The following is a 26,674-nucleotide window of genomic DNA, read 5'->3' as shown; positions in this document are numbered from 1 at the left end:
AGAAAAAACATGCTAGGGGAATAAAAGTGAGAAAGGGGAAAACCTCAAGAAACTATTTTTCTTGAGGTTTTTGGATTTATTATGAACTTGCATAGCTAATTTTTACCTAAGCAATATTTTAAGGCTCTATAACATTTCTATAAAAGCTGCCATTCTAGTGTTAAGTTGTCCAATGTCAGCAGTAGAATAATCTGTTTCTATACTGATGTAAGGTATTTTTTTAGTGTTATTAACAAATCTTTTAATTTGCAATGTTTCTACGCTATAAGTATGACAAGCTTGAAGTACTACATCCACCACTGCATCAACTTTATATTCATCTATCATTCTATTAAGTAGCTCTGTACGGTTAGGATTAGGTGTCATACAAGAACATCCAATATTTAAATATTTACGAGCAATAGCATCATAGATATCAGGATTATTTTCATCTACTAATTCATCGATAGCTTTAGCACCAGTACAGTTTTCAAAAGCCACGACATGAGCTCCATTATCTTCTATTGCTTTTATAACTTTTTCTGTAGCTCCACCAATAGGACATCCAGTTATAAGAATACGAGGTTTCTTTTCATATTTTTTTTCTACTTCATATTCACCCTTAATTTTCTCAATTAGGGCATATATTTCTTTTGGTACCTCTGCTTTATCAAATTTAAATGTAGTACCATAAAGAACTTTAAACATATCTTGTCCTAATATCGCTGGGGGATCAAGTTTTCCAAGACCGTAGAAGGCTTTAAGAGCTTTTCTTTCTTCATTTTTTAATTTAATAGCTTTTTTAATATTTTCATCACTTATATTAGTTTCAAATTGTTTTTCTAAAACTTCTTTAAATTTTATTACTTCTTTCTTCCAAAGCTTTAAACCTTCTTCACTTTGAGAGTTTGGTAGTTCCATAACATGAACAGGCTTAAACTCACTTAAATATTCATACATTTTTTTCTTTCCATCACAAGTAGTTTCACCTACAACTAAATCAGAAAAGTAAAAGAATGGACATTTATCTGTTTTTGCAAATCCATAACTTGATTTGATAAGTGGACATAGATTACGCGGTAATTCTTTTTCAGCTTCTGCAATTGTCTCATCAGACATAGAACAAAGAGATACAACACTTGCACCCATGGCAAGAGGTAATTCCTGTGGCATATAAGTACAAAATACTCCTACTAAAGGTATATTTTCATCTTTAAGTTTTTTTGCTGCAATAAAGGAGTTTCTCCTAGCCTCTGCAAAGTCTTCAAATATTTCAGGTAGTTCTTTTCTTATTTTCATTTTAATTCTCCTATCATTTTACGTGGTTATTTAAAAATAATCTATCTAATAAGATTATACATAGAAATTATGTAATATTATGAATTATAGTGTTATTTTATACATTTATATCTATCTATAGAATGTTATAATACTACATTGATAAAAATAGTGATAAAATTATATTGTATATAGTAGTTTAAGTAGTAAAAATTATTATTAATTTATTAGGATTTTATAGGAGGTAGGGAAAATGAAATACAGTTTTGATGAAAAAGTGGACAGGATAGGTAGTAACTGTTTAAAGTGGGACTTAATAAATAGAACATATAATGATAGTGAAATTATACCTCTATGGGTAGCAGATATGGATTTTAAAGTGCCAGAAGAAATAGGAGATGCTATAAGAAAAAGGTTAGAACATCCTATTTTTGGATATTCCCTTACACCACCATCATACTATAAAGCTGCTATAAATTGGTTTGATAAAAGATTTCAATGGAAAGTTGAAAAGGGATGGATGAAGTTTGCTCCGGGAGTTGTACCAGGTCTAAAAACTATAGTTGCTGCTTACACAAAACCAGGAGATGAAATTATAATTCAAACGCCGGTATATCATCCTTTTTATAGTATTATAAAAAATAATGGGTGTCAGGTTGTAGAAAATCCCTTAACTTGTAAAGATGGTAGATATGAAATGGACTTTGATAACTTAGAAAAGATAATTACTAAAAAAACTAAGATGATAATTCTTTGTAGTCCTCATAATCCAGTAGGAAGAGTATGGACTGTAGAAGAATTAAAAATGGTTGGAGAAATATGTATAAAGAATAATGTACTAGTGGTAGTAGATGAAATTCATGCAGATATAGTTTATAAACCTAATATACATACAGTATTTGCATCTATCAATGAAGAATTTGCTGATAATTCTATAATATGCACAGCACCAAATAAAACCTTTAATATTGCAGGGTTTAAAACTGCAAATATAATTATGAAAAATGAAAAATTAAGAAATCAATATATATTGCAAATGGAAAAAGACTGTATAGAAGGAGCAACTACTTTAGGTGCAGTAGCACAAGAAGCAGCGTATACTAGTGGAGAAGAATGGTATCAAGGTCTTATGGAATATTTAGCAGGAAATATAGGCTTTACTTTAGAATTCTTTGATAAAAGAATTCCTAAAATTAAGATTAGAAAACCAGAAGGAACCTATTTATTGTGGCTTGATTGCTCAGGATTAAATATGAAGCCAGAAGAATTAAGTAAATTCTTCCTTAAAAAGTGTAAAGTATGGTTAAATGATGGTAGCATGTTTGGACATGATGGAGCTATGTTCCAAAGAATGAATATAGGAACTAGTAGAGTTGTTCTTCAAGAAGCTTTAGAAAGAATAGAAAGAGAAGTAAATAAATTATAGGTTTATAATAAGAGGTTGCCTAAAAAATCAGGCAACCTCTTAAATAGTTACTTTAAATTGTAATTTTCAATAAGTTTTAGAGTTAGTTCTAAAGCATCTTCTCCATTTACCCATATATCAGGTTTGATACCTTCACCTTCCTTAAAGAACTTTTCATCATATAGCCTTAACCAGTTTCCATAGGAAAATTCAATATGGGAATTTGGAAGGTAACCCAGTTCTACATTAGAACTTTCAAGAGTACCATGAGTATTAGTACCAACTACTACAATATTTTCAAAATCCTTTAGATGCTCTACAAAGAATTCAGCAGCTGAGGAGGTTTTTTTATCTGTAAGAACAAAGATAGTATTTAAATTTTTATTAAGCTCTTTTTTAGATTTAGGTATATGTTCATAATAATAAGCATGAATTTTTTCAAGTTGTAAAGTTTTTAGGTCCTTATGAAAGGTGTTAAAATCGTAGTAGGAGGGGGCATCCTTAGATCTTCCATAAAGAAGTAGAAAAAGACCCTTCCCTTGAGATGAAACTCCAAAATATTCATTTATCCAGTTTAAAGCGGTCAATATATCACCACCATTATTACCACGTAAATCTAATATACTTACAGGAGAATCCTTTACTTTAGAAGCAGTATTAATGAAATCTATTCGTTCTAAACCTATATTGTAGGGAACTTCTCTGGAAGATATTATAGGAACATCATCTATAGTTGTGTAGTCTAAAGGTGAAATAGACTCATCTGAAAAAGTATTTGATAATTTCAGTTCAATATCTTTAGTATATTCTGATTCACCTCTATAAAAAACAACATTTAAGTTCCTTGAAGCTTGTCCAGAATATTTTGCTAAAACACCTAAATTGTATAATAGCTTACCTTCAGTATTTATTGAAAGATATAAATAATTTTCGATGTTTTCATCTTTATTTATAGATTTAATGTAGTAAAGAACACCTCCATATTCTACATAATAGCCTATTCTGTTTTTGAAAATTCCTAGAGTTGAATTTGTATAATATCTAGAGGTATTTTCTAAGTCAAAGCCATTGGTACCTATATAAAAATGTCTATCAGGAATAAAAGCAAGATTATCTTTTAAGGTTTTTGTTAGTTCAGCTACATTAATTACATCATTATCACCAATAAAACTTAAAACTGATTCCTTAGCCTGTAAAAATAATTTATCACTACCATAATAATTATATGGTGCGTAGCTAGATTTTAAAGCCTTAAAATATAGTTCTACATCATAAATAGCTTCTTTTCTGGTTATAGCAGTAGGAGATATTACGTGAGGTGTTGAAAATAGTAGAGCGTGCTCTTTAGCAGTTAGTATATCTTCATTTGGAATTTCGGATATAAACTCTCTAATATTTAATTTAGATATGGGAATATTTAAATTTTTATGATTTATCTTTTCTAAAGCTTTTTCAAAGGAAATATCTTTTTTATAATAAGGTAAATAAATTAAAATTAAACCTAAAATTATAATAAAAAGAATTTTAAAAGTTTTTTTCAAATTAAAATCCACCTCCCTATAATTCTATTAAATAAGGTTATTATACCATAAAATGTAAAAAAATAAAGACTTTATGAATAAAAATAAAACAAATTAATAATTGACTGCCTTTTAGTTACACTATGTTTTGGTTATAATGTTATTAATAAGAATTGGAAAAGTATTTCAACTAGTTTTAGTATAGATAAATGTTAACTTTACATTAATGTTAATATATAGTATAAAAAAATTGGGAGTGATAAAGTGGCAAAGATTATTATAATAGAGGATACAGAAACTATTAGGCAGGAGCTTGCAACATTTTTAAATAGATATGGATATGAGGTAATAGCCCCTACTAATTTTGAAAATATAATATCTATTATTGAAAAAGAAGAGCCCAATCTCATACTCTTAGATATAAACTTACCTGTATTTGATGGATTCTACATTTGTAGAGAAGTGAGGAAAACTTCTCAAGTACCTATAATTGTGGTTACAAGTAGAGATAGTGATATGGATGAGCTAATGAGTATGAATCTAGGAGCAGATGACTTTATAACTAAGCCTTATAATACACAAATACTTTTAGCAAGGATAAATTCAGTGCTAAAGAGGGTAAATCAAGGGAATGAAGGGAATCAAGAAATATTAGTATATAATGATTTAAAGTTAAATCTATCTAATGGGACCATAAACTGTGGAGATAATGCTTTAGAAATCACTAAAAATGAATTAAAAGTTCTTTATTACCTTATAAAGAATAAAGGAAACATTGTATCTAGGGAGGATCTAATGGATTATCTATGGAAGTCTAATTTGTTTGTAGATGATAACACTTTGTCAGTTAATGTGACAAGACTTAGAAAAAAATTAGAGGAAATTGGAATTAAAGATGTTATAGAAACAAGAAGGGGACTTGGATATATAATGCCATAAATATATAAATATTTATGTAGAGAACTATTTATACATAAAACTATTTAAATATGGAAAAATAAAACTATTTAAATAGTTGTTCTGTTTATGCGGGTTTGAAGGAGTTTTCTACTATAAATAGTAGAGAGGAATAGATAAAATGAAAGTTAGGGATTATCTTAAATCAAGAATTGGCTTTTTAATAATTAATGGAGTCCTATTTATGATTTTTGTATCTATTTTAATATTTTTAAATGTAGGGAGTGGACTAATATTTTTATCTTTCATATTATGGTTTACTCCATTAAGTACATATTTAACCCTTGAAGTTATTAAACATAAGAAATTTCTAGACAATATTACAGGAACTATAGATAGCTTGGATAAAAAGTATTTGCTTCCAGAGGTTATGGAAAAGCCAGATTTTTTAGAAGGTGAAATAGTTTATCAAGTTCTTAAGGAATGTAATAAAAATATGCATGAAAATGTAAAAAAGTATGAATGTACCCAAAAAGAATATAGAGAATACATAGAAATGTGGGTTCATGAAGTAAAGACGCCTATTGCTTCTGCTAGACTTATTATAGATAATAACGAAAGTACGGTAACAAATAAAATTGGACATGAATTGAAGAAGGTAGAAGATTTTATAGAACAAGTCCTTTATTACTCAAAGAGCAACGATGTAAGTAAGGACTATATTATAAGAGAATTTAATTTAGAAGAAGCTGTTATGGAGATTTTAAGAAAGAATTCTAGAGATTTCATAAATAAAAAAATATCCTTAGAGATAGGAGATATGGGAGGTAAAATTTTCAGTGATATAAAATGGGTGGAATTTATTTTAAATCAAGTTTTAGGAAACGCCATAAAGTACTCTAAGGAATCAAATGGGATAATAAAAATATATTCAACTTCTACAGAAAATAAAATAACTTTAACTATAGAAGATAATGGTGTTGGAATTTCAGAAAGAGACATTTTTAGGGTTTTTGAAAAAGGTTTTACTGGGGATAATGGAAGAAAGTTTGGTAAATCCACAGGAATGGGATTATATCTGTGTAAAAAACTTTGTAATAGACTTGGATTGGGGATAAGTATTGAGTCAAAGTTAGAATATGGAACTAAGGTGTATATAAATTTTCCCCTAGGAAGATTTACTAGTTTCTAATAATAGCTAAAATAAAAACTGATTGGATAAAAATTAATCTCAATCAGTTTTTTTGTGGTAAATATTTGATTATATTATACTTATACCTAGGACTTCAATAGTCTAAAAAACAGGGCTACTCCTAATTTTATAGATGAACTTCTAGACTTTCATTATTATCTTACGAAAATGAAAGATTAATGACATGAAATTAAATACAACATATTTTTAGAAAAATATATAATAAGCTCATAAAGTTAAGGAAAAACTTAAAATGTATTTTAGGAGGATGAATTATGGAAAATGTCTTAAAGGTTGTAAATATAGAAAAATATTATGGTGGAAAGGGAAATGTGACTAAGGCTATTGATAATATAAGTTTTGAGGTAGAGAAGGGGGAGTTCCTTGGAATAATGGGACCTTCTGGAAGTGGTAAAACTACACTTTTAAATTGTATATCTACCATTGACACAGTGACTACAGGAAATATAATTATAAATAATAAAGATATAACTAGTCTTAAGAATAATGATATTGAAAAGTTTAGAAGAGATGAGCTTGGATTTATATTTCAAGATTTTAATCTTTTAGATACATTAACTGCTTATGAAAATATTGCATTGGCACTTACTATACAAGATGTAAAACCTAAAAGTATAGATGGAAGAATTAAAGCAGTAGCAAACAAATTAGGTATAAGTGAAATTATAAATAAATATCCTTATGAAATGTCTGGTGGTCAAAAACAAAGAGTTGCTTCAGCTAGAGCTATCGTTACTAATCCATCACTAATTTTAGCTGATGAACCAACAGGAGCATTAGATTCTAAGTCTTCTAGATTATTACTAGACTCCTTTGAGAAATTAAATGAAGAACTAGAAGCTACTATACTCATGGTCACACATGATGCGTTTACAGCTAGTTATGCTCATAGGATTTTATTTATAAAAGATGGAAAAGTATTTAATGAACTAATTAGAGGAAATGATAGTAGAAAAGAATTCTTTAATAGAATTATTGAGGTAGTGACATTACTTGGAGGTGACAGTGGAGATGTATTCTAAAATTGCATTAAATAATGTAAAGAAAAGTTTTAAAGACTATACCATATATTTTTTAACTTTAACCTTTGCCGTTTGTATATTTTATAGCTTTAACTCTATAGAATCACAAAAGGCAATGTTTGAAATAAGTAAGAAGGAAGCTAGTTTTATAGATATGTTAACTACAGTTATTTCTTGGGTATCTGTATTTGTGTCAGTAATTTTGGGTGGACTCATTGTTTATGCAAATAACTTTATGATAAAACGAAGAAAAAAAGAACTTGGTGTATATATGACATTGGGTATGAGTAAAAGAAAAATCTCAAGTATTTTAGTGTCTGAATCTTTTTTCATAGGCCTTATGTCTTTAGTAGCAGGGTTAATCTTTGGTATAGTTTTATCACAAGGATTATCTCTTTTTACAGCGAAGTTATTTCAGGTAGGCATGAGTGAATACAAATTTGTATTTTCACAAAATGCTGCTGTAAAGACTATAGCTTATTTTGGAATAATGTTTTTACTTATAATGATATTTAATACCTTTGTAATTTCAAAATACAAACTTATAGATATGATAAATGCTAATAAGAAAAGTGAAAATATAAAGATTAAAAATCCTATAGTATCAATTATTATTTTTATTTTAGGAGTAGGAATACTTATAACTGCTTATAAGTTTATAATAGAAGTGGGATTAGACATAACTGATTCTAGATTTACTATTTCGATAATACTGGGGATTCTAGGAACTATATTATTTTATTATGGATTAGCTGGATTTATATTGTATGTAATCAAGAATAGTAAAAATATATACCTTAAAAAACTAAATATATTTGTTACTAGACAGATAAGTAGTAAAATTAACACAAATTTTGTATCTATAACAGTTATATGTTTAATGCTCTTTATAACTATTTCTATATTATCTACGGGATTGAGTTTTAAAAATTCTTTAGAAAGTAGTCTTAAGGATACAGTACCTTTTGATGTCTCAGCTAGAATTATAAATTTTGAAGGCTCGGAAAACAAAACTATAGAACAGGCCATTAAAGAATTGGGGTTCAATTTCACAGATAAAGAAAAGTATGTAGTATTACAAGAGTATAGACTAGAAGAAAGTTATGGTGATTTATTAAAGGGATATGGAGATGGCAAAGAAGATAAATTTCTAGATAAAGGTTATAATGACATGTCAGCTCTAAAGATAAGTGATTATAATAAACTAAGAGAGTTAAATGGACAAAGTCCTATAGACTTAAAAGAAGATGAAGTATTAATAACCTCTAACTTTAGTAAATTAGTGCCTTTAGTTAAAAGCTATATGAAGGAAAACACAGTAATTAAAATAAATAATATAAACTATAATATAAAAAATCAAGAGCTTATTACAGAAGCTTATGAAAGCACAGGCTTTGCTAATAATTTCTTTACAGTAATACTTCCAGATAAAGCTTTAGAAAACCTTAAGCCCTATGACTCTATATTAAATTGTAACTTTGTAGGTGAAGATAGAGAAAAACGAGAATCAGAAATAGGAGAAATATTCAAAAATAGCAGAGATGAAAATGCTTCGGGTAAAGACTTTATAATATTAGGTGATACTAAGACTGGCATATACAGTATGACAAAAGGAGCTACTACAACAATTTTATATATAGGTATATATATAGGGATTGTATTTTTAATATCTAGTGCAGCAGTCCTTGCTCTTCAACAATTATCAGAAGCTAGTGAGAGCATTGATAGATATAAAGCTCTAAGAAGGATTGGAGCTTCAAGAAAGATGATAAATAAAACTATATTTATTCAAACTTTAATATACTTTGCAATGCCATTAGTATTAGCTATAATTCACTCCATAGTTGGAATTAGTGTAGCTAATGAATTTATATCTCTTTACGGCAATGCAGAGATAGGGGCTTCAGCCACTATAACAGCACTACTGATAATAGCTATATATGGAGGCTATTTCTACGCCACCTATATAGGCTATAAGAATGTAACTAACACTCCAAATCTATGATTTGGCTAAGTGTTAGTTACTCCAGGGAATGAAATGAATATATTTTTTAGTAGTAAAGGTAGCCTTAATGGCTACCTTTATATTTACATATAAGGTTATATTACATAACTACTATCAATTTTTAGATGAGAGTTTATAAACCACATCACACATATTAGCAACTTCTGGAGAATGGGTAACTAAAATTATGCATTTACCATGATCATGTGCCAATTTTTGAAATATTTTTATAATACTATTTTCTGTTTCAACATCAAGATTTCCAGTTGGTTCATCTGCTAAGATTACTGCAGGATCATAGGATAATGCTCGTGCAATAGCAACACGTTGTTGTTCACCACCGGATAACTTTAATATTCTACGATTAGCTGTAGTTTCATCCAATCCTACACTATTTAATAGTTCTAAGGCTTTTTCTTTTTTATTTGATATTTTTTTACCTGATATGTCTATTGAAAGAATAACATTTTCAATGGCTGTTAAGTGAGTTAAGAGATTGAAACTTTGAAAAACAACTCCAATAAAATTACTTCTATATTTACAAGAATTGAGTTTGCTTATATCTTTTCCATCAAATAAAATGGAACCTTGTGTTGGCTTGGCAAGTCCAGATAATAAGGAGAGAAGGGTTGTTTTACCGGCGCCAGATTTTCCTACAATAGAATAAACTTTATTATCTTTAAATTCATAATTCATGTGACTTATAATTTCATGTTGCTTATTGTCATAAGAATAACATAAATCTTTTAGTATAAAAGAACTCATAATAACGGCCCCCTTTAAGTACGATTACTTAAGATTTTTAATGGTTCATATCTAAGAATAGATATTACTGCTGTTGCACTTGATATCAAGGCAAGTAAAATACCTAGTCCTAATAGTTGGAATAAAACAACAACATCTATACTTGCTGTAATATCTTTAACATAATTAATTTTTGTTTTACTATTAGACGGCCTTGACATGCTACCTTTACTACTGTCCATTCTACCTTGAAATTCACCACCGAAGTTTTCTTTAGTTGTTTGGTTAGATGTTTCTACAGAAGCAATTTGATTTTCTAACAACTTATCTGCGATTGGAACAGAAATAGTAGCACCAATACAAATGCTTATTACTATGGAGATAAATGTAATGATAAATGCTTCAGATATAAATTGAGTTGCAATTTTTACTTTATTCATACCAATAGCAGCTAATACCCCAATTTCATATTTTCTTTCTCTTGCAGCAAATAGGTTGAAAATAATTAGTATAGCTGCACCTATTATTAAAACAACTAAAAGAAAATACAGTGAATAATTGCTTAAGTTATTTAGTGGTATTAGGCTTTGTTCGTAGGAATCAACATCTTGTGATGAAATTGTATAGATTGTATCATCTAAACCAAGAGCAACAACGTCTGTTTCAAAAGCCTTATAGTTTTCAATATTAGAGAACACGTATGTACCACTTTCCTGACCACGTAAAGCTGTAGAGATTTCTATTCCTGATGTTTCATCAGTCTCAACTGTTGCATTTGATTTAGATTTATCAACAATTGAGTTTAAGGCATTGAAACTTACATAAATTTGATTTGCAGGATCAGATGAAGCATTAAAACCCATCATGTTTCCTTGTTGAGAGGTAGAAGATTCACTATTGTTATATATACCGCAAACTGTCATTGCTACATTTTCTTCCTCATTATTTGGATTTACTAATGTGATACTATCTCCAATCTTCAATTCATTAAGAATGGCTAATTCATCACTAACAATGCATTGTGGTTCCGTTGTCTCTGAATCAAACACAGTTCCATCTGTAATTTTTTTTGTACCATTCTTAAATGATGTCATTGCATCGTGGGAACTGTATCCAATAATAGTGAAATCTCCCTGACTCCCCATTTTACCAAATCCCTTATTACCATTTGGGTTATTCACTGGCATTCCATTTGAATTAATAGAATCTTCTTCATTTGTAGTAGAGGTATCTACGGGTGATAAAGTGATATCGCCGTTAAGAGAAGAGGTAATAGTATAGTAAAAATCATTTACAAATTTAGATTGTGCATAAATTTGCATTTCCTCTAATGATAAATTTTGTGAACCTTGTAATGTTTTTAATTTATCATTAGAGGATTCAGCATTTTTCATTAGTGATTGTCGGTCTACGGATATTTGTGCAGTAATTTCCAATGAATCAAGAGAGGCCTCCCTTGAAGTTTCTGCACTTTGTCTAATACTAAGGGCAATACAAGCGGAAACAGAAATAATTATTGTTATAATTGTAATTAAAATATTTCTAACTTTTGCTCTTGTAATACTTTTTAAGGCATTTTTAAAGATGTACATAATAATCTTCCTTTCTAACAGAGATTAAATTTTCTAAGTGGTTACCTGTGAGATTAATTATGAAATACTTACCTTAAAATAATCTTAAAAATGTAATATATAAATAAAGTTTCTACACTCTAATAGTTTAATTATATATTAGAATATAGAAACATTATTATAACGAAAATATTAAAAAATTTATTCCAATTTTAGCTCCACTCTATTCTTGAAAAATTATTAGCTAGTAAAAATTTTAACTAATATAAAATTTATTTATATTTAAATGATATTACATTAATTATATACTTATACAGATTAATCCTGTAAAATAATATTATGATAGACAAATGGAAAATAAAAAAATTTATTTAAAAAAATGTTAAGGCGGTTTTTGGAAAGTTTTTATAAAAGCTTTAAATTTATAGATGTAGAGGTGGAGAAAATGAAAAAAGTCTTAATTCTTGGAGGAAGCTATTTTATAGGAAAAGCCATTGTAGAAGCTTTATTAGGTTCTCAGAAAGATTATGAAATTTACACCTTAAATAGAGGAAGCAGAAAAACCGAAGATAAAAGAATTACTAATATAATTTGTGACAGAGAAGATTTAGATGAAATGAAAAAATGTCTTAGTGAGCATGAATTTAATTATATAATTGATGTGTCTGGACTTAATGTAAATCAGTTAGAAATTCTTCATGAAGCCTTAAATTATGAAAAGTTAGAGAAATATATTTTTATTAGTTCAAGTGCTGTCTATGATGTAGAAAATTATAAAATACCTTTTAAGGAATCATTTATGTTAGGTAAAAATAAATATTGGGGAGATTATGGAACAAACAAAATAGAGTGTGAAGAGTTTTTAGAGGATAAGTATAACTATAGTAATGTTCAGCTTATAATACTACGCCCTCCTTATGTTTATGGAGAAAATAATTATGCAGCAAGGGAAGGCTTTATTTTCCATCATATTATCAATGATAGGCCTATTCTAATTCCTAATGATGGAGAGACTAAAGTTCAATTTATCTACTCTAAGGACCTAGGCAATTTAGTAGAAGGATTTTTAGAGACAAATCAAGATAATCTATCTATTTATAATGTTGGGAATAGTGAGGCAGTGACCTTTAATACATGGATAGAATTATGTGAGAAGGCTGCTGGTAAAAAGGCAATAAAGTATCATTTTTATTATGAGGAGAAGGGGTATAATGAGAGAGACTTCTTTTCATTTTTTAATTATGACAATGTGTTGGATGTAAAAAAAGTCCATAGTATATTTAAAGAAGAAACTTCTATGGAGGAAGGCTTAAAGAAGTGCTATCAATGGTATCTTCATAATGAATCTACGGTTATGATGAAAAAGCATGTAGCAGAAAAGGAAGAAGAAATTTATAAGTTATTAGGAAAATAGTTCATAGTTTTATAATATGGATGTATAACTATGAATTTGGTAATATATGGAGATTAAAATGGATAAGTTAATATTTTGGGATTTTCAAGGTACATTAGCTCATAATGAGTGGATGCTTAGTAAAGCTTTATTCAAGGTTTTATGTAAGTATGAACCATATACGGAAATAGGTATTGAAGATTTTAAGAAAATCTCATTAGTGGGATTTCCTTGGCAACAACCTGAAAAGGAATATGTGAATCTCACTTCTAGTGATGCTTGGTGGAACCATGCTGAAGATATATTAATAAAGGGATATATAAAGTTAAATATCTCAGAAGAAAAAGCAGCTATCTACTCAAAAGAAATTAGACAAGTACTTGCATCAGGAGAAAGTTTTCAACTATATGAAGATACAATAGAAGTATTACAGTACTTTATGAAAAAGGGTTATTCAAACGTAATACTCTCAAATCATATTCCTGAATTACCTAAGATAGTAGAGAAATTAGCATTATCACCGTATATAATCGATTGTATATCATCTGCTAATGTTGGATATGAGAAGCCAAATCCTAAAATATATCATTATGCTTTGAAGAAGCATTGCAATTATAGGGATATATGGATGGTTGGAGATAGTATTTTAGCTGATGTAACAGGTCCAGAACATGTTGGAATTAAAGCAGTATTAGTAAGATCTAATACAGAAGAAAATGTTAGATATTACTCAAAGGATTTATTAGGAGTGAAAGAAATAATAGTATAGAAAATTAATATTGAAAATGGTTAGCAATAAGCTATTGAGTTCATACAGGATAAGATAATCATTAGATTTAGAAAAACTATTTATTATACTGTGATAATTAAAAATACATTGGAGGATAGCTATGATAAAACAGTACACAAATTTAAATAATTTAGATATGTCTAGAGAAATAAAAGAAAATATTGAAAGAATATTCATGGGGAATAATGGAGAAAAGACCTTAGAGCACAGTATTAATGTTGCTAAAACTAGTATTATAATTGCAGAAAAATATAACTTAGATAAAGATGTTTGTGAAATTGCTGGATATCTTCATGACATTAGTGCAATTATTAGCCCTGAAGACATGCTACAGTATGCTAAGGATAATAATTGGTATATAGATGAGGCAGAAAAAAAGTACCCATTTTTATTACATCAACGTTGTTCAGTTAAATTAGCAAAGGAAGGTTTTAACATAGAAGATAATAATATACTAGGTGCAATAGGTTGTCATACTACTTTAAAATTAAATCCTACACCATATGAGATGACTTTATTTATAGCTGACAAACTTTCATGGGATCAAGATGGAAGACCTCCTTTTTATGATTTGGTAAAAGAAGAATTAGACAAGTCATTATATCATGCATCTTTAGCATATATGAATTATATTGTAGATAATAAGTTAATATTATATCCACATAAATGGTTTATAGAAGGAAAACAATGGCTAGAAGAATTTATTAATAAAATAGGTAATTAATTAAATGTATATATAATGGATGAACTTTAGATAAAGGGTAGGGGGAGTTTTATATGGATTTTTTATATATTGTTATAGGGGTTATAGTTGCTGAGTTTATATGTTCAATATTGTTTAAAGGAGTTAATGATAGCATTATTGGACTTTTTAAACCGATGCAGAAATTTGTATCAAAATCTAAGAAGAAGAAAATATGGAGTGCTATAGGGTATGGTATTGCTGTTTTTATTGCTTTGACAATTAAGGATAGTTTTGAACTACATTACATTTGGTATGGTATATTAATTGGAGTTTTATTGTCTCTTAATGACATAATCTTTGAGAGAGGAGTATTTGAGAAGAGAATAGACAATTTATAATAATATTAAAGTATAAAATTTTATAGTATTAATAAGGTATAAAGCTAGTTTTATGATAGCTTTATACCTTTTATTTTAATTTATTTTAGACATAACTCTTTTAAATTCGGATATTGCACCACTAAGAGAAATTAAATCTTCATCTGGTAGCACAGATAACTTTTCCTTAAGAAAGCTTTTCATTAAATCCTTTTTGATTTTAAAGACTTCATGGGCTTTTTCTGTTATTTCAATTCTAATAACTCTTCTATCCTTTGGATCTTCATATCTATTAACATAACCACACTCAAGGAGTTTATCTATTATTGGGGTCATATTGGGTTTAGATATACAAAGGTCTCTAGCTATACTAGACACCGATGAAGGTCCATTTTGAGCTAGGTAAAAAACCACTTTTACATGAGATGGTGGCACAACTGTATTTTTCATAAAGTCTTCTAATTTTATAATCTTTTTATGAAGTACCATCATAAGAAGGAAAAAGTCCTCAGATAGTTTAGTTAAATTTTTTTCATCCATAATAATGCTCCTTTGGCTGTAGTATTGAATTTCTATATTAAAATCGTTAATTAAAAATTAAAAAATTCACAATAAAATAGTTATTGACTTATAATAGTTATAAAACTATAATTAATATATGTTTATAACTGTTATATACTTATAAATAATATAATATCATAATTTATATAAATTAATAAGTATTTTATAAGATTATTATAAATAAATTTTTTTTAAATTGCAAATAAACTGATAAATTGTAAATACTATTGTTATCTATGTTCATATAGCATAGGTAATAAAGTATTTTGTTTTTAGTTTATTTCTTAGTGATTCATTATTGTAAGAGGGAGTGGAGGAATATGTTCAAGTTAATTAAATATTTAAAGAACTCAGTGGTGCCAATTATCATCATAATTGGATTACTAATTGTTCAAGCAGTCTGTGACCTTTCTTTACCTGACTATACTTCTAATATAGTAAATGTTGGAATTCAGCAGGGGGGAGTAGAAAAAGTTACACCAGAAGTAATTAGAAAGAGTCAATTAGAAAAGTTAGAACTATTTATTAGTGAAGAGGATAGAATAGAAATTAAGAGTAATTATACTTTGTTAGATAAAGATTCTCTTAGTGATGAAGAATACAATAAATATGTGAAGAAGTATCCTTCTTTAGAAAATGAAGGTGTATATAAGCTTACAACTAAGAAAAAGGATAAAGAAACCATTGAAAAGTTAAATGGAATATTTGCAAGGCCAATGTTAGTAGTGCAAGGCTTTGAAAGTGACAGTGAAGAAAGTAAGGCCATGAAAGCAGCAATTATAGCGGAGTTTCCTCCTAATATGGGTATAGATGAAAATGCAGATATATTGGAAGTGATGTCACAGTTACCGCAGGAACAGCGAGATACTATGATGAAAGATATAGATAAAAATTTTGAGAACTTACCTAATACTATGATAGACCAAGCAGCTATTAGTTATGTAAAAAATGAGTATAATAATATTGGTTTGAATATAGACAAAATGCAAACTAACTATCTTCTTTATACAGGAGGATTAATGATACTTATAGCCCTACTAAGTATGGCTGCTACAGTAACTGTTGGATTTATTGGGGCTAGAGTGGCAGCAAACCTTGGTAAAAACCTTAGAAGTAAAGTATTTTCTAAAGTTATAGGTTTTTCTAATGCAGAATTAGATAAATTTTCTACTGCGTCACTTATAACTCGTAGTACCAACGATATTCAGCAAATTCAAATGCTTATGGTAATGCTTCTAAGAGTAGTATTCTATGCACCAATCTTAGGAATTGGTGGAGTAATAAAGGTTTTAAATACAGAAACTTCAATGGCTTGGATTATTGTTGTTGCAGTAGTTGCTATTTCAGCAGTAGTAATTGTTTTATTTACAGTAGTTATGCCAAGATTCAAGAGGGTTCAGAAACTAGTTGATAGGATTAACCTTGTAACTAGAGAAATTTTGACTGGTATGATGGTAATTCGTGCCTTTAGTACAGAAAGACATGAAGAAAAAAGATTCGATAAAGCAAATAATGATTTAACCAAGAATAATTTATTTGTCAATAGAACTATGGCTTTAATGATGCCAACTATGATGTTGATTATGAATGGAATTACTATTTTAATAGTATGGAATGGATCACATAGCATTGATGCAGGAACCATGCAAGTTGGAGATATGATGGCATTTATTCAATATACAATGCAAATTATAATGGCATTCTTAATGATATCTATGGTTTCAGTGATGTTACCTCGTGCTACAGTTTCAGCTGGGCGTATAGATGAAGTATTATCCACTGAATATGTAGTTAAGGATCCTGTAGCTCCAATAAAACTTGAAGAAGATAAAAAGGGATTTCTTAAATTTAATAATGTTTCCTTTAAGTATCCAAATGCTGAAGAAAATGTTCTAAGTAATATAACTTTTACTGCTATGCCTGGAGAGACTACCGCATTTATTGGTAGTACAGGAAGCGGTAAATCCACCCTTATTAATCTTGTACCGAGATTTTATGATGTGACTGAGGGAGAAATACTTTTAGATGGAATTGACATTAGAAAAGTAAGTCAACATGATTTAAGAGAAAAGATAGGTTATGTACCTCAAAAAGGAGTGCTATTCTCTGGTACCATTGAAAGTAACTTAAAATATTCAGGTAAAAGTATTACAGACGAAAATATGATAAAGGCTGCAGAGATTGCACAAGCCACTGACTTTATTAAAGGTACTAAGGAGAGTTATAATACTGAAATATCTCAAGGGGGTACTAATGTTTCAGGAGGCCAAAAACAAAGACTTTCTATTGCAAGAGCTATTGCTAAAAAACCAGAGGTATATATTTTTGATGATAGTTTCTCAGCTTTAGATTTTAAGACTGATGCGGCATTACGAAAAGCCCTTAAAAAAGAAACATTAAATAGTACAGTTCTAATTGTAGCTCAAAGAATAAGTACTATTCTACATGCAGAACAGATAATAGTTTTAGAGGAAGGTAGAATTGCAGGTATTGGAACTCACAATGAGTTAATGAAAACTTGTGATGTGTATAAACAAATAGCACTATCTCAACTTTCAAAGGAGGAGTTAGCTAATGAGTAAGGAGCAAAATATGAAAAAAGGACCTATGGGTGGTGGAGGACCTATGGGACGTGGACCAATGGGAGGTGCTGGAGAAAAAGCTAAAAACTTTAAGGGCACCATGAAAAAGCTTATTAGTTATCTTAAACCTTTTACTGCATCCATAATAATTGTTATAATATTTGCCGTTGGAAGTGCTGCTTTTTCTATTATTGGACCTAAGGTTTTAGGTAAAGCTACCACTAACATTTTTAAGGGACTTGTAGGTAAGATAACAGGTTCAGGAGTAGGCATAGACTTTGAATATATAGGAAGAATTTTATTAATACTTTTGATTTTATATATAATTAGTACATTATTCTCTTTTGTACAAGGTTTTATAATGTCAGGAGTTACTCAAAAGGTTTCATATAATCTTAGAAAAGAGATTTCTGAAAAAATTAATAGAATGCCTCTTAAATATTTTGATAATAAGACTCATGGTGAAGTTTTATCACGGGTAACAAATGATGTAGATACCGTAAGTCAAAACTTAAACCAAAGTATGACTCAAGTTATAACTTCAATTACTACATTAATTGGAGTACTAATAATGATGATTTCAATAAGCGGTATCATGACAGGGGCAACTCTCCTTATATTGCCAATATCTATGTTTTTAATATCGGTAGTAGTTAAGAAATCTCAAAAACACTTTAGAAATCAACAGAAATATTTAGGAAATGTTAATGGTCAAGTAGAAGAGGTTTATGGAGGTCATAATATAGTTAAGGCCTTTAATGGAGAAGAAGAGGCAATTAGAGAATTTAATAAGTTAAATGATAAATTATACGACTCGGCTTGGAAGTCTCAATTTTTATCTGGAATGATGATGCCTATTATGACCTTTGTGGGAAACTTAGGCTATGTAGTAGTGTCTATTTTAGGTGGCTGGCTGGCTATTAAGAAAACTATTGAAGTTGGAGATATTCAATCCTTCATTCAATATGTAAGATCTTTTAATCAACCAATAGCTCAGTCAGCTCAGATAGCAAATCTAATGCAATCTACAGCAGCGGCTGCAGAAAGAGTTTTTGAATTCTTAGCAGAAGAAGAGGAAGTGCAATTTGCAGAAAACCCTATTAAAATAAAAAATCTGTTATTGTCAGAAGATGAGGGAGAAGAAATTCAAGGTGAAGTAAACTTTGAAAATGTTCACTTTGGGTATAAAGAAGATAAGATTATTATCAATGATTTTTCAGCACATGTAAAACCAGGACAGAAGGTTGCTATAGTTGGACCTACTGGAGCAGGAAAAACTACCATGGTTAAATTGCTTATGAGATTTTACGATGTGAATAGTGGAGCTATCTTAATAGATGGTCATAATATTCAAGATTTCAACCGTCAAGATTTACGTAGTATATTTGGTATGGTACTTCAAGATACTTGGTTATTTAATGGCTCTATTAAGGAAAATATCAGATATGGTAGATTAAATGCCAATGATGATGAAGTTATTGCTGCAGCGAAGGCTGCCAATGTGGATCACTTTGTAAAAACTTTACCTGATGGATATGATATGATTTTAAATGAAGAAGCTAATAACGTGTCTGCAGGTCAAAAGCAATTACTTACTATAGCTCGTGCAATTCTTGCAGATCCTAAGATTCTAATTTTAGATGAAGCCACTAGTTCTGTAGATACTCGTACTGAGGTTTTAATACAAAAGGCAATGGATAATTTGATGAAGGGTAGAACTAGTTTTGTAATTGCTCATAGATTATCTACTATAAGGGATGCAGATTTAATCCTTGTAATGAAAGATGGAGATATAGTAGAACAAGGAAATCATAATGAGTTACTTGCAGCCAATGGCTTCTATGCAAACTTATATAATAGTCAATTTGAAGACATTAAAGAAGATGTAGTTTAATAACTAAATAAAAAGTAAATAGAGTTTTTTAACTAGGATAGAGTTTATTCCATCTGAAGTTTATTGACATAGTTTTTAAGAACTAGCTTAAATTAAGTAAATTAATTTGAGTTAGTTCTTTTTATTTTAGAGATAAGTATAACCTAGTATTTAGGAAATAATAATAAAGTAATTAATTAAATATATAATAAATATAAGTTCATTTAATATATAAATAATTAATAGACAAATATGAAAAAGATGATATAATTACCATTAATAAATGTGTAATATTAAATATGCTAAAAAATAATTATAGTAAACTGAATAAAATTCATGTTTATTAAATATATGGAATATTAGAAGGAGATTTATCATGAAGGCAAAACAGGTTTTAGATATAGCTCTTTCAGCAGGTGAACTACTTATTAGTAATGGATCAGAATCCTATAGAGTAGAGGAAACTATTGAAAGGATATGTAAAGCATATAATTATAAAAGTGAATGCATAACTACAGGAAAAGGAATTTTTATATCTATTTTAGATGAGGATCAAGAAAAGGTTACATCACTAAAAAAGGTTAGAAGCAAGAGTGTTGATTTATATAGCATAGAGCTAGTAAATAGTTTTTCTCGAAGCATCGAGTCAGAGAAGATTTCCTATGAGGAAGCAATGGAAAGACTAGAAGATATAAGAAAAACGCCTACTTTTAAATTACCTATTAGAGTGTTAGCTGGTGGAATGACTTGTTTTATTTATTCATTATTTTTCAACGGAACAATTTTTGCAGCCTTTATATCTGCGATTATTGGTATGATAATATATTATATGGTAGATAAGGTATCCAACGTAGGATTTTTCCAATTTTTTATCTTCTTTTTCTCAGGATTTCTTATAGCTAGTATAAGTATTTTATTTGAAAATATTATAACTATAGTGAACAAGGACAAGATTATACTAGGGTCTATTATGGTACTATTACCTGGTGTAGCCCTTACTAATGGAATAAAAGATATAATTTATGGTGATTTTACATCAGGAATTTCAAAGGTAGGTGAGGCAGTTTTAATAATTACAGCAATTGGTTCAGGAATTGGTACTGCATTAGCCTTTAGAAATTTTCTAGGAATCTTTTAGATATAATATATTTAAGTGAAAGTAGAGGCTATGTTATGATTAGACAAATTGTTTTAGCGTTTTTTGGAAGTGTATTTCCGGCCATATTATTTAATATAGATAGAAAAAAATTAGTTTGGGCTGGGATTTCAGGAACTCTTGCATGGATAAGCTATTTAATAGTGTTCAACTATGGAGGAAGTGTAATTATTGCTACTTTCATGGGGGCATTTGTAGTAGGAGTTTATAGTGAAGTAATGGCAAGAAGGTTAAAGGCTCCAAGTATGCAGTTTTCAATACCAGGAATATTCCCGTTAGTACCAGGAGTTATGGCCTATAACACAGTATTATATATAGTAGCTCAAAATTATGACCTTGCTTATAGCAGTGCAATGAAAACTATTATAGTAGGTGGAGCTATTGCCTTTGGAATGATGTTATCTTCAACTACTTATAAATTTTTTAGCAAAATTCAAAGAGATATAGAAACAAAGAAAACAGCATAAAATAAAATAAAATATTAGGCTATGTTTTAAACTGTTGTTAAAACATAGCCTATATTTAAATTAAGTTTAAATTTATACTTAATTATTGAGCCTTCTTTTCGTTTTCCTTGTTATTTTCAGGGTTACACTTATTATCACACTCTGGTTTTCTCATATGTTTTCCAGGAGTCTTTGTATTTTGTTTTTTCTCATCAGTTTCGTTTAGAGTTGGTTTCTTTTCATCTTCTTTAGGAGCTTTTTCATTCTCAGGCTTAGACTCACTTATAGTTTGCTTCTTTTCATCAGGTTTTTTTGTCTTTTCTTCTTCCTCAATCATAGTTGGTTTCTTTTCCTCAGTGGGTTTTTCATCCTTAGATTTTTCTGATGGAGTCTCTATAGTAGTCATTTTTTCACTATTAGAATCCATTGATATATTATCATATCCAAAGGCTACAGTAGAAGAAGTCATGATGGCACCAACTAATGTTAGCATAATTAAAGATTTTTTCATTGTAATACACCGTCCTTTTAAAGTATTTACTTAAATTCTTAAGTATGAGTATATTTGATGAGAACAACAAGAATAAGGATAAGCTATTGAAAAATAAAAGGTTTAAGAAAACTCGACTTTAGTTTATCCTTAGAAAGAAAAAATATGTTATTAAAAATTTTCCATTAAAAATGTGGATAATAATAAATTAAAAGTAAATTTGAAAATTATAGTTTTTATGTTATAATGAAGTTAATTTAATAATTATTTAGCTAGGGGTGCCTAATGCTGAGAGAAGCAATAATTGCTTTAACCCTTGAACCTGATGTGGATAATGCCATCGAAGGAAAGCTTTAAAAGATTTTAATAATAGCTTATTTATAAAAATGTTTATAAATATTTATTTTATGAATTCATCTAAAGGCTTACCTTGTGTAAGCCTTTATTTTTTTAGATAAGAATTAATAAAGGTTTGTAAAAAAATATGTAAGCAATTATTTTCTCCTAAAGAAAGGCGCTAAATTATTAAATTAAATAATTATTGTACTTAGGGAGGAAGAAAGTATGAATTTTACAACACAAATGGATGCCGCTAGGAAGGGCATTGTAACAAGAGAGATGGAGATTGTAGCTAAGTCAGAGAATATGGATATTCAAGAGTTAAGGGCTTTAGTAGCGGAAGGGAAGGTAGCTATACCTGCTAATAAAAATCATAAATCCCTTGTACCACAGGGAGTAGGACAAGGTCTCAAAACTAAAATAAATGTAAATTTAGGTATATCCAAAGATTGTGATGATATAGATAAAGAAATGGAAAAGGTAAAAGTTGCTTTAGATATGAAAGCAGAGGCTATTATGGACCTTTCTAATTATGGAAAAACTGCAAAGTTCAGAGAAAAGTTAGTAGAAATGTCTACAGCGATGATTGGAACAGTACCAATGTATGATGTAGTTGGCTTTTATGATAAGGAACTAAAGGATATCTCTGTAGATGAATTCTTTAAAGTAGTAGAAAAGCATGCACAGGATGGAGTAGATTTTGTAACTATCCATGCAGGACTAAACAGGGAAACTATAAATACTTTTAAAAGAAATAAGAGGATTACTAATATAGTTTCAAGGGGAGGATCTCTTTTGTTTGCTTGGATGGAATTAAATCAGAGAGAAAATCCATTCTATGAGTATTTTGATAGATTATTAGATATATGTGAAAAATATGATTTAACTTTAAGTTTAGGAGACGCATGTAGACCAGGTTCGATAGCTGATGCCACAGATGCTTCACAAATTAAGGAGCTTATGGTATTAGGTGAGCTTACAAAAAGAGCTTGGGAGAGAAATGTACAAGTTATAATTGAAGGTCCAGGGCACATGGCTATAAATGAAATAGAAGCTAATATGTTACTTCAAAAAAGACTTTGTCACGGAGCACCATTTTATGTTTTAGGACCTTTAGTTACGGATGTAGCTCCAGGTTATGATCATATAACTTCTGCCATTGGTGGAGCTATTGCAGCAAGTTATGGAGCAGACTTTTTATGTTATGTAACTCCAGCAGAACATTTAAGACTTCCAAACCTAGATGATATGAAGGAAGGTATAGTAGCAGTAAAAATTGCAGCTCATGCAGCGGATATTGCTAAAGGAATTAAAGGTGCATCGCAGTGGGATAATGAAATGAGTAAGGCAAGACAGGAACTTGATTGGGAGAAGATGTTTACCTTAGCTTTAGATGAAGAAAAGCCAAGAAAATATAGAAAAGAATCTACACCTCATCATGAAGATAGTTGCACTATGTGTGGTAAAATGTGTTCTATGAGAAATATGAACAAGATTCTTAGTGGAAAAGATATTAACCTTTTAAGAGAAGATGATTAATAATTAATAAAAGGACACTATTAAAAATTAAGCTTTTATTGGTAGTTTAAGCTTAGTAATTTTAAGAGTGTCCTTCTTTATTATACTTTTATGTTTAATAACTTGAATAATATAATTAATAATAAAGGAATAACTGTTTTAAAGTTTAAATTATTAATATATATCTGCAGTTGCTAAGTTCACTGAATTTATTGAATTTAGCATTAATTCATCTTCTAAGGTGTTTATTAACGTAACTTTATCTCTTCCAGATTCTTTAGAGATATATAATTGTTTGTCTGCAATTTCAATCATATAGTCAGTTGATCTAAGAGAGGAAAGGTTTCCATAGACCCCACCAATACTAACAGTAATTACAGAACTCTCATTATCATGAGTAGATTTTATTTTTAAGTCCTTAACTTTACAACTTATTAGATTACCTAGGTAAATAGCTTCATCATAGGTTAAATCCTCAGCGAGATATATAAATTCTTCTCCACCGTATCTACCACAAAAATCGTGACGGGAGGTAGAAATGTCTTTTAAACATTGAGCAATACTAGCAAGACATTTATCACCATGCATATGACCCCAATAATCATTATATAATTTAAAGTTATCCACATCTATCATAAATAAAACCATATTATTTTTATTGAGTTTAGAATATTTCCATAGTCTACTAAACATTTGGTCAATGGCATGTCTATTTGAAATTTTAGTAAGAGAATCTTTCAATGCTTTAAATCGTAAATTCTTATTCTCATTTTTCATATATTGTAGCCTTTTATTTTGGGATTCTATTTCCATTTCTAGTTTTTGATTTATTATTTTAATTTGTTCTAATTCTTCAGCTTCTATAGCATGATTACATTGAATTCTTATAATTTCTAGTTTAGATTTCATAGTAGATGAAGAAACTTCTTCTTCTGAAAGGTGGTACTGCCTGTAATATTCTAAGGCTGTTTTAAAATCTCCTAATGATTCGTAGTATTTAGAAAGCTGCAAATGTATTTTACTAAGCTTATGTTTGGAATTAAGTTCCTCAGCACAATGTATAGCTTTATTTAAATATTCTATAGCATCACCAGAAGAAGTGGAAAGCTTTAAAAAACCAATGTTAAAGTATAAATCTATGATATAAAATTTGTTACTAATGGTTTCTAAGTGTTCTAAGGATTTATTATAGTACTCCATGGCTTTATCAAACTCTTTATTTTTAAAGTGAATGAAACCAATATTATTTTCTATTTCACCTAGGAGTATAAAGTTATTAAATTCAATAGCTATATCATAGCTTTCAAAAAATATTTTTAAAGCTTTATGGTAATTATTCTTCTCTAGAAGAACTTGTCCTATATTAAATAAAATAGATGCAGATAGTGAAGTATAATTAAATTTTTTAGCTTTAGCTAAAGCTTTCTCATAATATTTCAAGGCTTTATTATATTGGGTAGTTATCCTGTGAATCTCTGCCATATTATTAAGGGAACAGGTGTGAATAAAGCTATGTTTATCATCAATACACAAATCTAGAACTCTAAGACAATTTATTAAAGAATCCTCATAAAGTCCAACGTGAAAATATGCGCAACTTAAAAGATTTAAAGCTACAACAATGCCTTCCTCTTCATTTAATTCCATAAATATATCTAGAGCATGATGACCATATTCTACCCAGTTGGCAAGATTTGATAGTGATCTGTAAATTAAAGCAAAATTAATAAAGCAATAGCCCATTGCAGATTTATTATTAAACGCTTCAGCTAATTTTAATGCTTCTTTTGTTATTTCATAAGCTTTTCTAGGATCGCTATGTACAATAGTGTTTCCATCATCAATAAGTTTAAAAAGTTCTTTTGAGTTATTATCCATACTAAACAACCTACTTTTCTTAGAATAGTTTAATTATAATTTGAATTTAAACTTATAACTGATTAACCAATGAATTTTTAACCTTGCGGTTACAATAATATAATAACATAAAATTAGATGAAAAATAATAAAAAATTATATGTTACATAAAAATTACTTAGAGAATTTAAGTAATATAAGTCTAAATAAGTAATTATATGTTACATTTAATTTACTTGTTATTAGTCACAATATTTTTTTAATCTTTCAAAATCTAGAATAACTATTTTTTTAGATGTGCTTGCTAATATTCCTTGGGATTTTAACTCATTAAGAACTCTAGTAACGGTAACTCTAGAGCAGCCGATTAAATTTCCTAATCCTTCATGGGTAAGCGGGAGACTTAGTTCAATTGGATCATTACATTTAGAATAATTATTTATAGTTTGAGCAACAATTCTACAAAGAGCAGAGCAAATTTGAGCTCGTGGTGATCTCTTTAAAAGGTCTCCCATCTGAAATAAAGAAATTTGATATTTTCTTAATATACTTTGAAGAAAATACTCATAATTTTTAGGTTTATCATTTAAATAATTATATAAAGTTTCATAATCAATAAATGAGATTGAAGTATCTTCTAATGTAACTGGAGTAATGCCTATATGAGAGTGATGAAATAAACTTTCCTCCCCATATATTTCTCCTGGTATTAAAAAAAATAAAATTTTTTCAAGACCATTTTTAGTATAGATACAAACCTTCACTTTTCCTTCAGTAACTATTGAGAGTTTACCCCCAGGAAAGTAATCTATATGCTCATTTTTTTTATAATGTTTTATAATTCCTAAAGGAGCAAGTTCTTCAAGAAAAAAGGTTCTCATTTTTTCTTGTGGAATATGTTTAAAGTATTCTTCATACATATATTAAATCATCCTTTTCAATTTAATAGAGTAATAAGTAATGTTTATGTTAA

22 protein-coding genes and 1 riboswitch are annotated in these 26,674 nt (G+C 28.9%); of the genes, 14 read left to right on the top strand and 8 right to left on the bottom strand.

The features are described from left to right. Positions 1-126: 126 nt before the first annotated feature. Positions 127-1,278 (bottom strand): double-cubane-cluster-containing anaerobic reductase, encoded by a 1,152-nt coding sequence (locus tag B2P65_RS03355; RefSeq protein WP_346849127.1) that lies wholly within the window; start codon positions 1,276-1,278, stop codon positions 127-129. A 232-nt stretch (positions 1,279-1,510) separates the two neighbouring features. Between B2P65_RS03355 and B2P65_RS03350 the strand changes: the two genes are divergently transcribed. Next, positions 1,511-2,683, top strand: coding sequence for a MalY/PatB family protein (locus tag B2P65_RS03350; protein WP_346849126.1), 1,173 nt, complete (start codon positions 1,511-1,513; stop codon positions 2,681-2,683). 47 nt (positions 2,684-2,730) lie between these two features. Here the strand turns inward: B2P65_RS03350 and B2P65_RS03345 are convergent, their stop codons facing one another. After that, a complete protein-coding gene (locus B2P65_RS03345; RefSeq protein ID WP_346879593.1) occupies positions 2,731-4,203 on the bottom strand; it encodes a S41 family peptidase in 1,473 nt (490 codons plus the stop codon). A 243-nt stretch (positions 4,204-4,446) separates the two neighbouring features. Between B2P65_RS03345 and B2P65_RS03340 the strand changes: the two genes are divergently transcribed. From B2P65_RS03340 to B2P65_RS03325, 4 genes are all read left to right on the top strand, one after another. Further along, a complete protein-coding gene (locus tag B2P65_RS03340; RefSeq protein WP_035135324.1) occupies positions 4,447-5,121 on the top strand; it encodes a response regulator transcription factor in 675 nt (224 codons plus the stop codon). Between the two features lie 139 nt (positions 5,122-5,260). Further along, positions 5,261-6,271 carry a sensor histidine kinase gene (locus tag B2P65_RS03335; RefSeq protein ID WP_346849124.1) on the top strand — a complete coding sequence of 337 codons (1,011 nt, stop codon included), beginning with the start codon at positions 5,261-5,263 and terminating at the stop codon, positions 6,269-6,271. A gap of 275 nt (positions 6,272-6,546) precedes the next feature. Continuing rightward, positions 6,547-7,314, top strand: coding sequence for an ABC transporter ATP-binding protein (locus B2P65_RS03330; RefSeq protein WP_346849123.1), 768 nt, complete (start codon positions 6,547-6,549; stop codon positions 7,312-7,314). Continuing rightward, positions 7,304-9,319, top strand: coding sequence for an ABC transporter permease (locus B2P65_RS03325; RefSeq protein ID WP_346849156.1), 2,016 nt, complete (start codon positions 7,304-7,306; stop codon positions 9,317-9,319). The genes B2P65_RS03330 and B2P65_RS03325 overlap by 11 nt, the downstream gene beginning before the upstream one ends. Positions 9,320-9,433: 114 nt before the next feature. On the opposite strand, the gene B2P65_RS03320 is transcribed toward B2P65_RS03325, so the two are convergent. Together B2P65_RS03320 and B2P65_RS03315 are read right to left on the bottom strand one after the other, a co-directional pair. After that, a complete protein-coding gene (locus B2P65_RS03320; RefSeq protein WP_346879592.1) occupies positions 9,434-10,084 on the bottom strand; it encodes an ABC transporter ATP-binding protein in 651 nt (216 codons plus the stop codon). 14 nt (positions 10,085-10,098) lie between these two features. Next, on the bottom strand, positions 10,099-11,655 hold the full coding sequence (locus B2P65_RS03315; protein WP_346849121.1) for an ABC transporter permease: 1,557 nt from the start codon (positions 11,653-11,655) through the stop codon (positions 10,099-10,101). A gap of 424 nt (positions 11,656-12,079) precedes the next feature. Here B2P65_RS03315 and B2P65_RS03310 point away from each other — a divergent pair, with 424 nt between their 5' ends. From B2P65_RS03310 to B2P65_RS03295, 4 genes are all read left to right on the top strand, one after another. Further along, on the top strand, positions 12,080-13,048 hold the full coding sequence (locus B2P65_RS03310) for an NAD-dependent epimerase/dehydratase family protein (protein WP_346879591.1): 969 nt from the start codon (positions 12,080-12,082) through the stop codon (positions 13,046-13,048). Positions 13,049-13,106: 58 nt separating this feature from the next. Then, complete coding sequence (locus B2P65_RS03305) at positions 13,107-13,796, top strand: HAD family hydrolase (protein ID WP_346849119.1); 690 nt, start codon at positions 13,107-13,109, stop codon at positions 13,794-13,796. Positions 13,797-13,917: 121 nt separating this feature from the next. After that, complete coding sequence (locus tag B2P65_RS03300) at positions 13,918-14,541, top strand: HD domain-containing protein (protein ID WP_346849118.1); 624 nt, start codon at positions 13,918-13,920, stop codon at positions 14,539-14,541. 53 nt (positions 14,542-14,594) lie between these two features. Next, complete coding sequence (locus B2P65_RS03295) at positions 14,595-14,900, top strand: hypothetical protein (RefSeq protein WP_346849117.1); 306 nt, start codon at positions 14,595-14,597, stop codon at positions 14,898-14,900. Positions 14,901-14,975: 75 nt separating this feature from the next. Here the strand turns inward: B2P65_RS03295 and B2P65_RS03290 are convergent, their stop codons facing one another. Beyond that, positions 14,976-15,419 carry a MarR family transcriptional regulator gene (locus tag B2P65_RS03290; protein WP_346849116.1) on the bottom strand — a complete coding sequence of 148 codons (444 nt, stop codon included), beginning with the start codon at positions 15,417-15,419 and terminating at the stop codon, positions 14,976-14,978. A 341-nt stretch (positions 15,420-15,760) separates the two neighbouring features. Between B2P65_RS03290 and B2P65_RS03285 the strand changes: the two genes are divergently transcribed. From B2P65_RS03285 to B2P65_RS03270, 4 genes are all read left to right on the top strand, one after another. Beyond that, positions 15,761-18,022: an ABC transporter ATP-binding protein gene (locus B2P65_RS03285; protein WP_346849115.1), complete on the top strand. Its 2,262-nt coding sequence runs from the start codon at positions 15,761-15,763 to the stop codon at positions 18,020-18,022. Then, entirely contained in the window at positions 18,015-19,916 is a 1,902-nt protein-coding gene (locus B2P65_RS03280) for an ABC transporter ATP-binding protein (RefSeq protein WP_346879590.1), read from the top strand. The genes B2P65_RS03285 and B2P65_RS03280 overlap by 8 nt, the downstream gene beginning before the upstream one ends. Before the next feature lie 355 nt (positions 19,917-20,271). Beyond that, complete coding sequence (locus tag B2P65_RS03275; RefSeq protein ID WP_035135828.1) at positions 20,272-21,033, top strand: threonine/serine ThrE exporter family protein; 762 nt, start codon at positions 20,272-20,274, stop codon at positions 21,031-21,033. A 5-nt stretch (positions 21,034-21,038) separates the two neighbouring features. Further along, positions 21,039-21,518 (top strand): threonine/serine exporter family protein, encoded by a 480-nt coding sequence (locus tag B2P65_RS03270; protein ID WP_346849155.1) that lies wholly within the window; start codon positions 21,039-21,041, stop codon positions 21,516-21,518. Between the two features lie 82 nt (positions 21,519-21,600). Here the strand turns inward: B2P65_RS03270 and B2P65_RS03265 are convergent, their stop codons facing one another. Beyond that, positions 21,601-22,008 carry a hypothetical protein gene (locus tag B2P65_RS03265; protein WP_346849113.1) on the bottom strand — a complete coding sequence of 136 codons (408 nt, stop codon included), beginning with the start codon at positions 22,006-22,008 and terminating at the stop codon, positions 21,601-21,603. 243 nt (positions 22,009-22,251) lie between these two features. Continuing rightward, a riboswitch (TPP riboswitch) is annotated at positions 22,252-22,353 on the top strand. Positions 22,354-22,551: 198 nt separating this feature from the next. Between B2P65_RS03265 and thiC the strand changes: the two genes are divergently transcribed. Further along, a complete protein-coding gene (thiC, locus tag B2P65_RS03260) occupies positions 22,552-23,865 on the top strand; it encodes a phosphomethylpyrimidine synthase ThiC (protein WP_346849112.1) in 1,314 nt (437 codons plus the stop codon). Between the two features lie 153 nt (positions 23,866-24,018). Here the strand turns inward: thiC and B2P65_RS03255 are convergent, their stop codons facing one another. Both B2P65_RS03255 and B2P65_RS03250 read right to left on the bottom strand, forming a co-directional pair. Then, on the bottom strand, positions 24,019-25,722 hold the full coding sequence (locus tag B2P65_RS03255; protein ID WP_346849111.1) for a tetratricopeptide repeat-containing diguanylate cyclase: 1,704 nt from the start codon (positions 25,720-25,722) through the stop codon (positions 24,019-24,021). Between the two features lie 221 nt (positions 25,723-25,943). Next, positions 25,944-26,621 carry a Crp/Fnr family transcriptional regulator gene (locus tag B2P65_RS03250; RefSeq protein ID WP_346849110.1) on the bottom strand — a complete coding sequence of 226 codons (678 nt, stop codon included), beginning with the start codon at positions 26,619-26,621 and terminating at the stop codon, positions 25,944-25,946. Between the last annotated feature and the right edge of the window lie 53 nt (positions 26,622-26,674).

The sequence above is a fragment of the Clostridium sp. UBA3061 genome (genome assembly GCF_002367465.1).
In the GTDB taxonomy this organism is placed as follows: domain Bacteria; phylum Bacillota; class Clostridia; order Clostridiales; family Clostridiaceae; genus Clostridium_J; species Clostridium_J sulfidigenes.
The sequence above is the reverse complement of the archived record's forward strand: the minus strand, read 5'-3'. Positions and strand labels throughout refer to the sequence as shown.

Excerpts from the sequence above, each read along its gene's own strand:
- B2P65_RS03355 (WP_346849127.1), bottom strand. The coding sequence starts at position 1,278 with ATGAAAATAAGAAAAGAACTACCTGAAATATTTGAAGACTTTGCAGAG.
- B2P65_RS03350 (WP_346849126.1), top strand. The coding sequence starts at position 1,511 with ATGAAATACAGTTTTGATGAAAAAGTGGACAGGATAGGTAGTAACTGT.
- B2P65_RS03335 (WP_346849124.1), top strand. The coding sequence starts at position 5,261 with ATGAAAGTTAGGGATTATCTTAAATCAAGAATTGGCTTTTTAATAATT.
- B2P65_RS03330 (WP_346849123.1), top strand. The coding sequence starts at position 6,547 with ATGGAAAATGTCTTAAAGGTTGTAAATATAGAAAAATATTATGGTGGA.
- B2P65_RS03325 (WP_346849156.1), top strand. The coding sequence starts at position 7,304 with ATGTATTCTAAAATTGCATTAAATAATGTAAAGAAAAGTTTTAAAGAC.
- B2P65_RS03320 (WP_346879592.1), bottom strand. The coding sequence starts at position 10,084 with ATGAGTTCTTTTATACTAAAAGATTTATGTTATTCTTATGACAATAAG.
- B2P65_RS03315 (WP_346849121.1), bottom strand. The coding sequence starts at position 11,655 with ATGTACATCTTTAAAAATGCCTTAAAAAGTATTACAAGAGCAAAAGTT.
- B2P65_RS03310 (WP_346879591.1), top strand. The coding sequence starts at position 12,080 with ATGAAAAAAGTCTTAATTCTTGGAGGAAGCTATTTTATAGGAAAAGCC.
- B2P65_RS03305 (WP_346849119.1), top strand. The coding sequence starts at position 13,107 with ATGGATAAGTTAATATTTTGGGATTTTCAAGGTACATTAGCTCATAAT.
- B2P65_RS03300 (WP_346849118.1), top strand. The coding sequence starts at position 13,918 with ATGATAAAACAGTACACAAATTTAAATAATTTAGATATGTCTAGAGAA.
- B2P65_RS03295 (WP_346849117.1), top strand. The coding sequence starts at position 14,595 with ATGGATTTTTTATATATTGTTATAGGGGTTATAGTTGCTGAGTTTATA.
- B2P65_RS03290 (WP_346849116.1), bottom strand. The coding sequence starts at position 15,419 with ATGGATGAAAAAAATTTAACTAAACTATCTGAGGACTTTTTCCTTCTT.
- B2P65_RS03285 (WP_346849115.1), top strand. The coding sequence starts at position 15,761 with ATGTTCAAGTTAATTAAATATTTAAAGAACTCAGTGGTGCCAATTATC.
- B2P65_RS03280 (WP_346879590.1), top strand. The coding sequence starts at position 18,015 with ATGAGTAAGGAGCAAAATATGAAAAAAGGACCTATGGGTGGTGGAGGA.
- B2P65_RS03275 (WP_035135828.1), top strand. The coding sequence starts at position 20,272 with ATGAAGGCAAAACAGGTTTTAGATATAGCTCTTTCAGCAGGTGAACTA.
- B2P65_RS03265 (WP_346849113.1), bottom strand. The coding sequence starts at position 22,008 with ATGAAAAAATCTTTAATTATGCTAACATTAGTTGGTGCCATCATGACT.
- thiC (WP_346849112.1), top strand. The coding sequence starts at position 22,552 with ATGAATTTTACAACACAAATGGATGCCGCTAGGAAGGGCATTGTAACA.
- B2P65_RS03255 (WP_346849111.1), bottom strand. The coding sequence starts at position 25,722 with ATGGATAATAACTCAAAAGAACTTTTTAAACTTATTGATGATGGAAAC.
- B2P65_RS03250 (WP_346849110.1), bottom strand. The coding sequence starts at position 26,621 with ATGTATGAAGAATACTTTAAACATATTCCACAAGAAAAAATGAGAACC.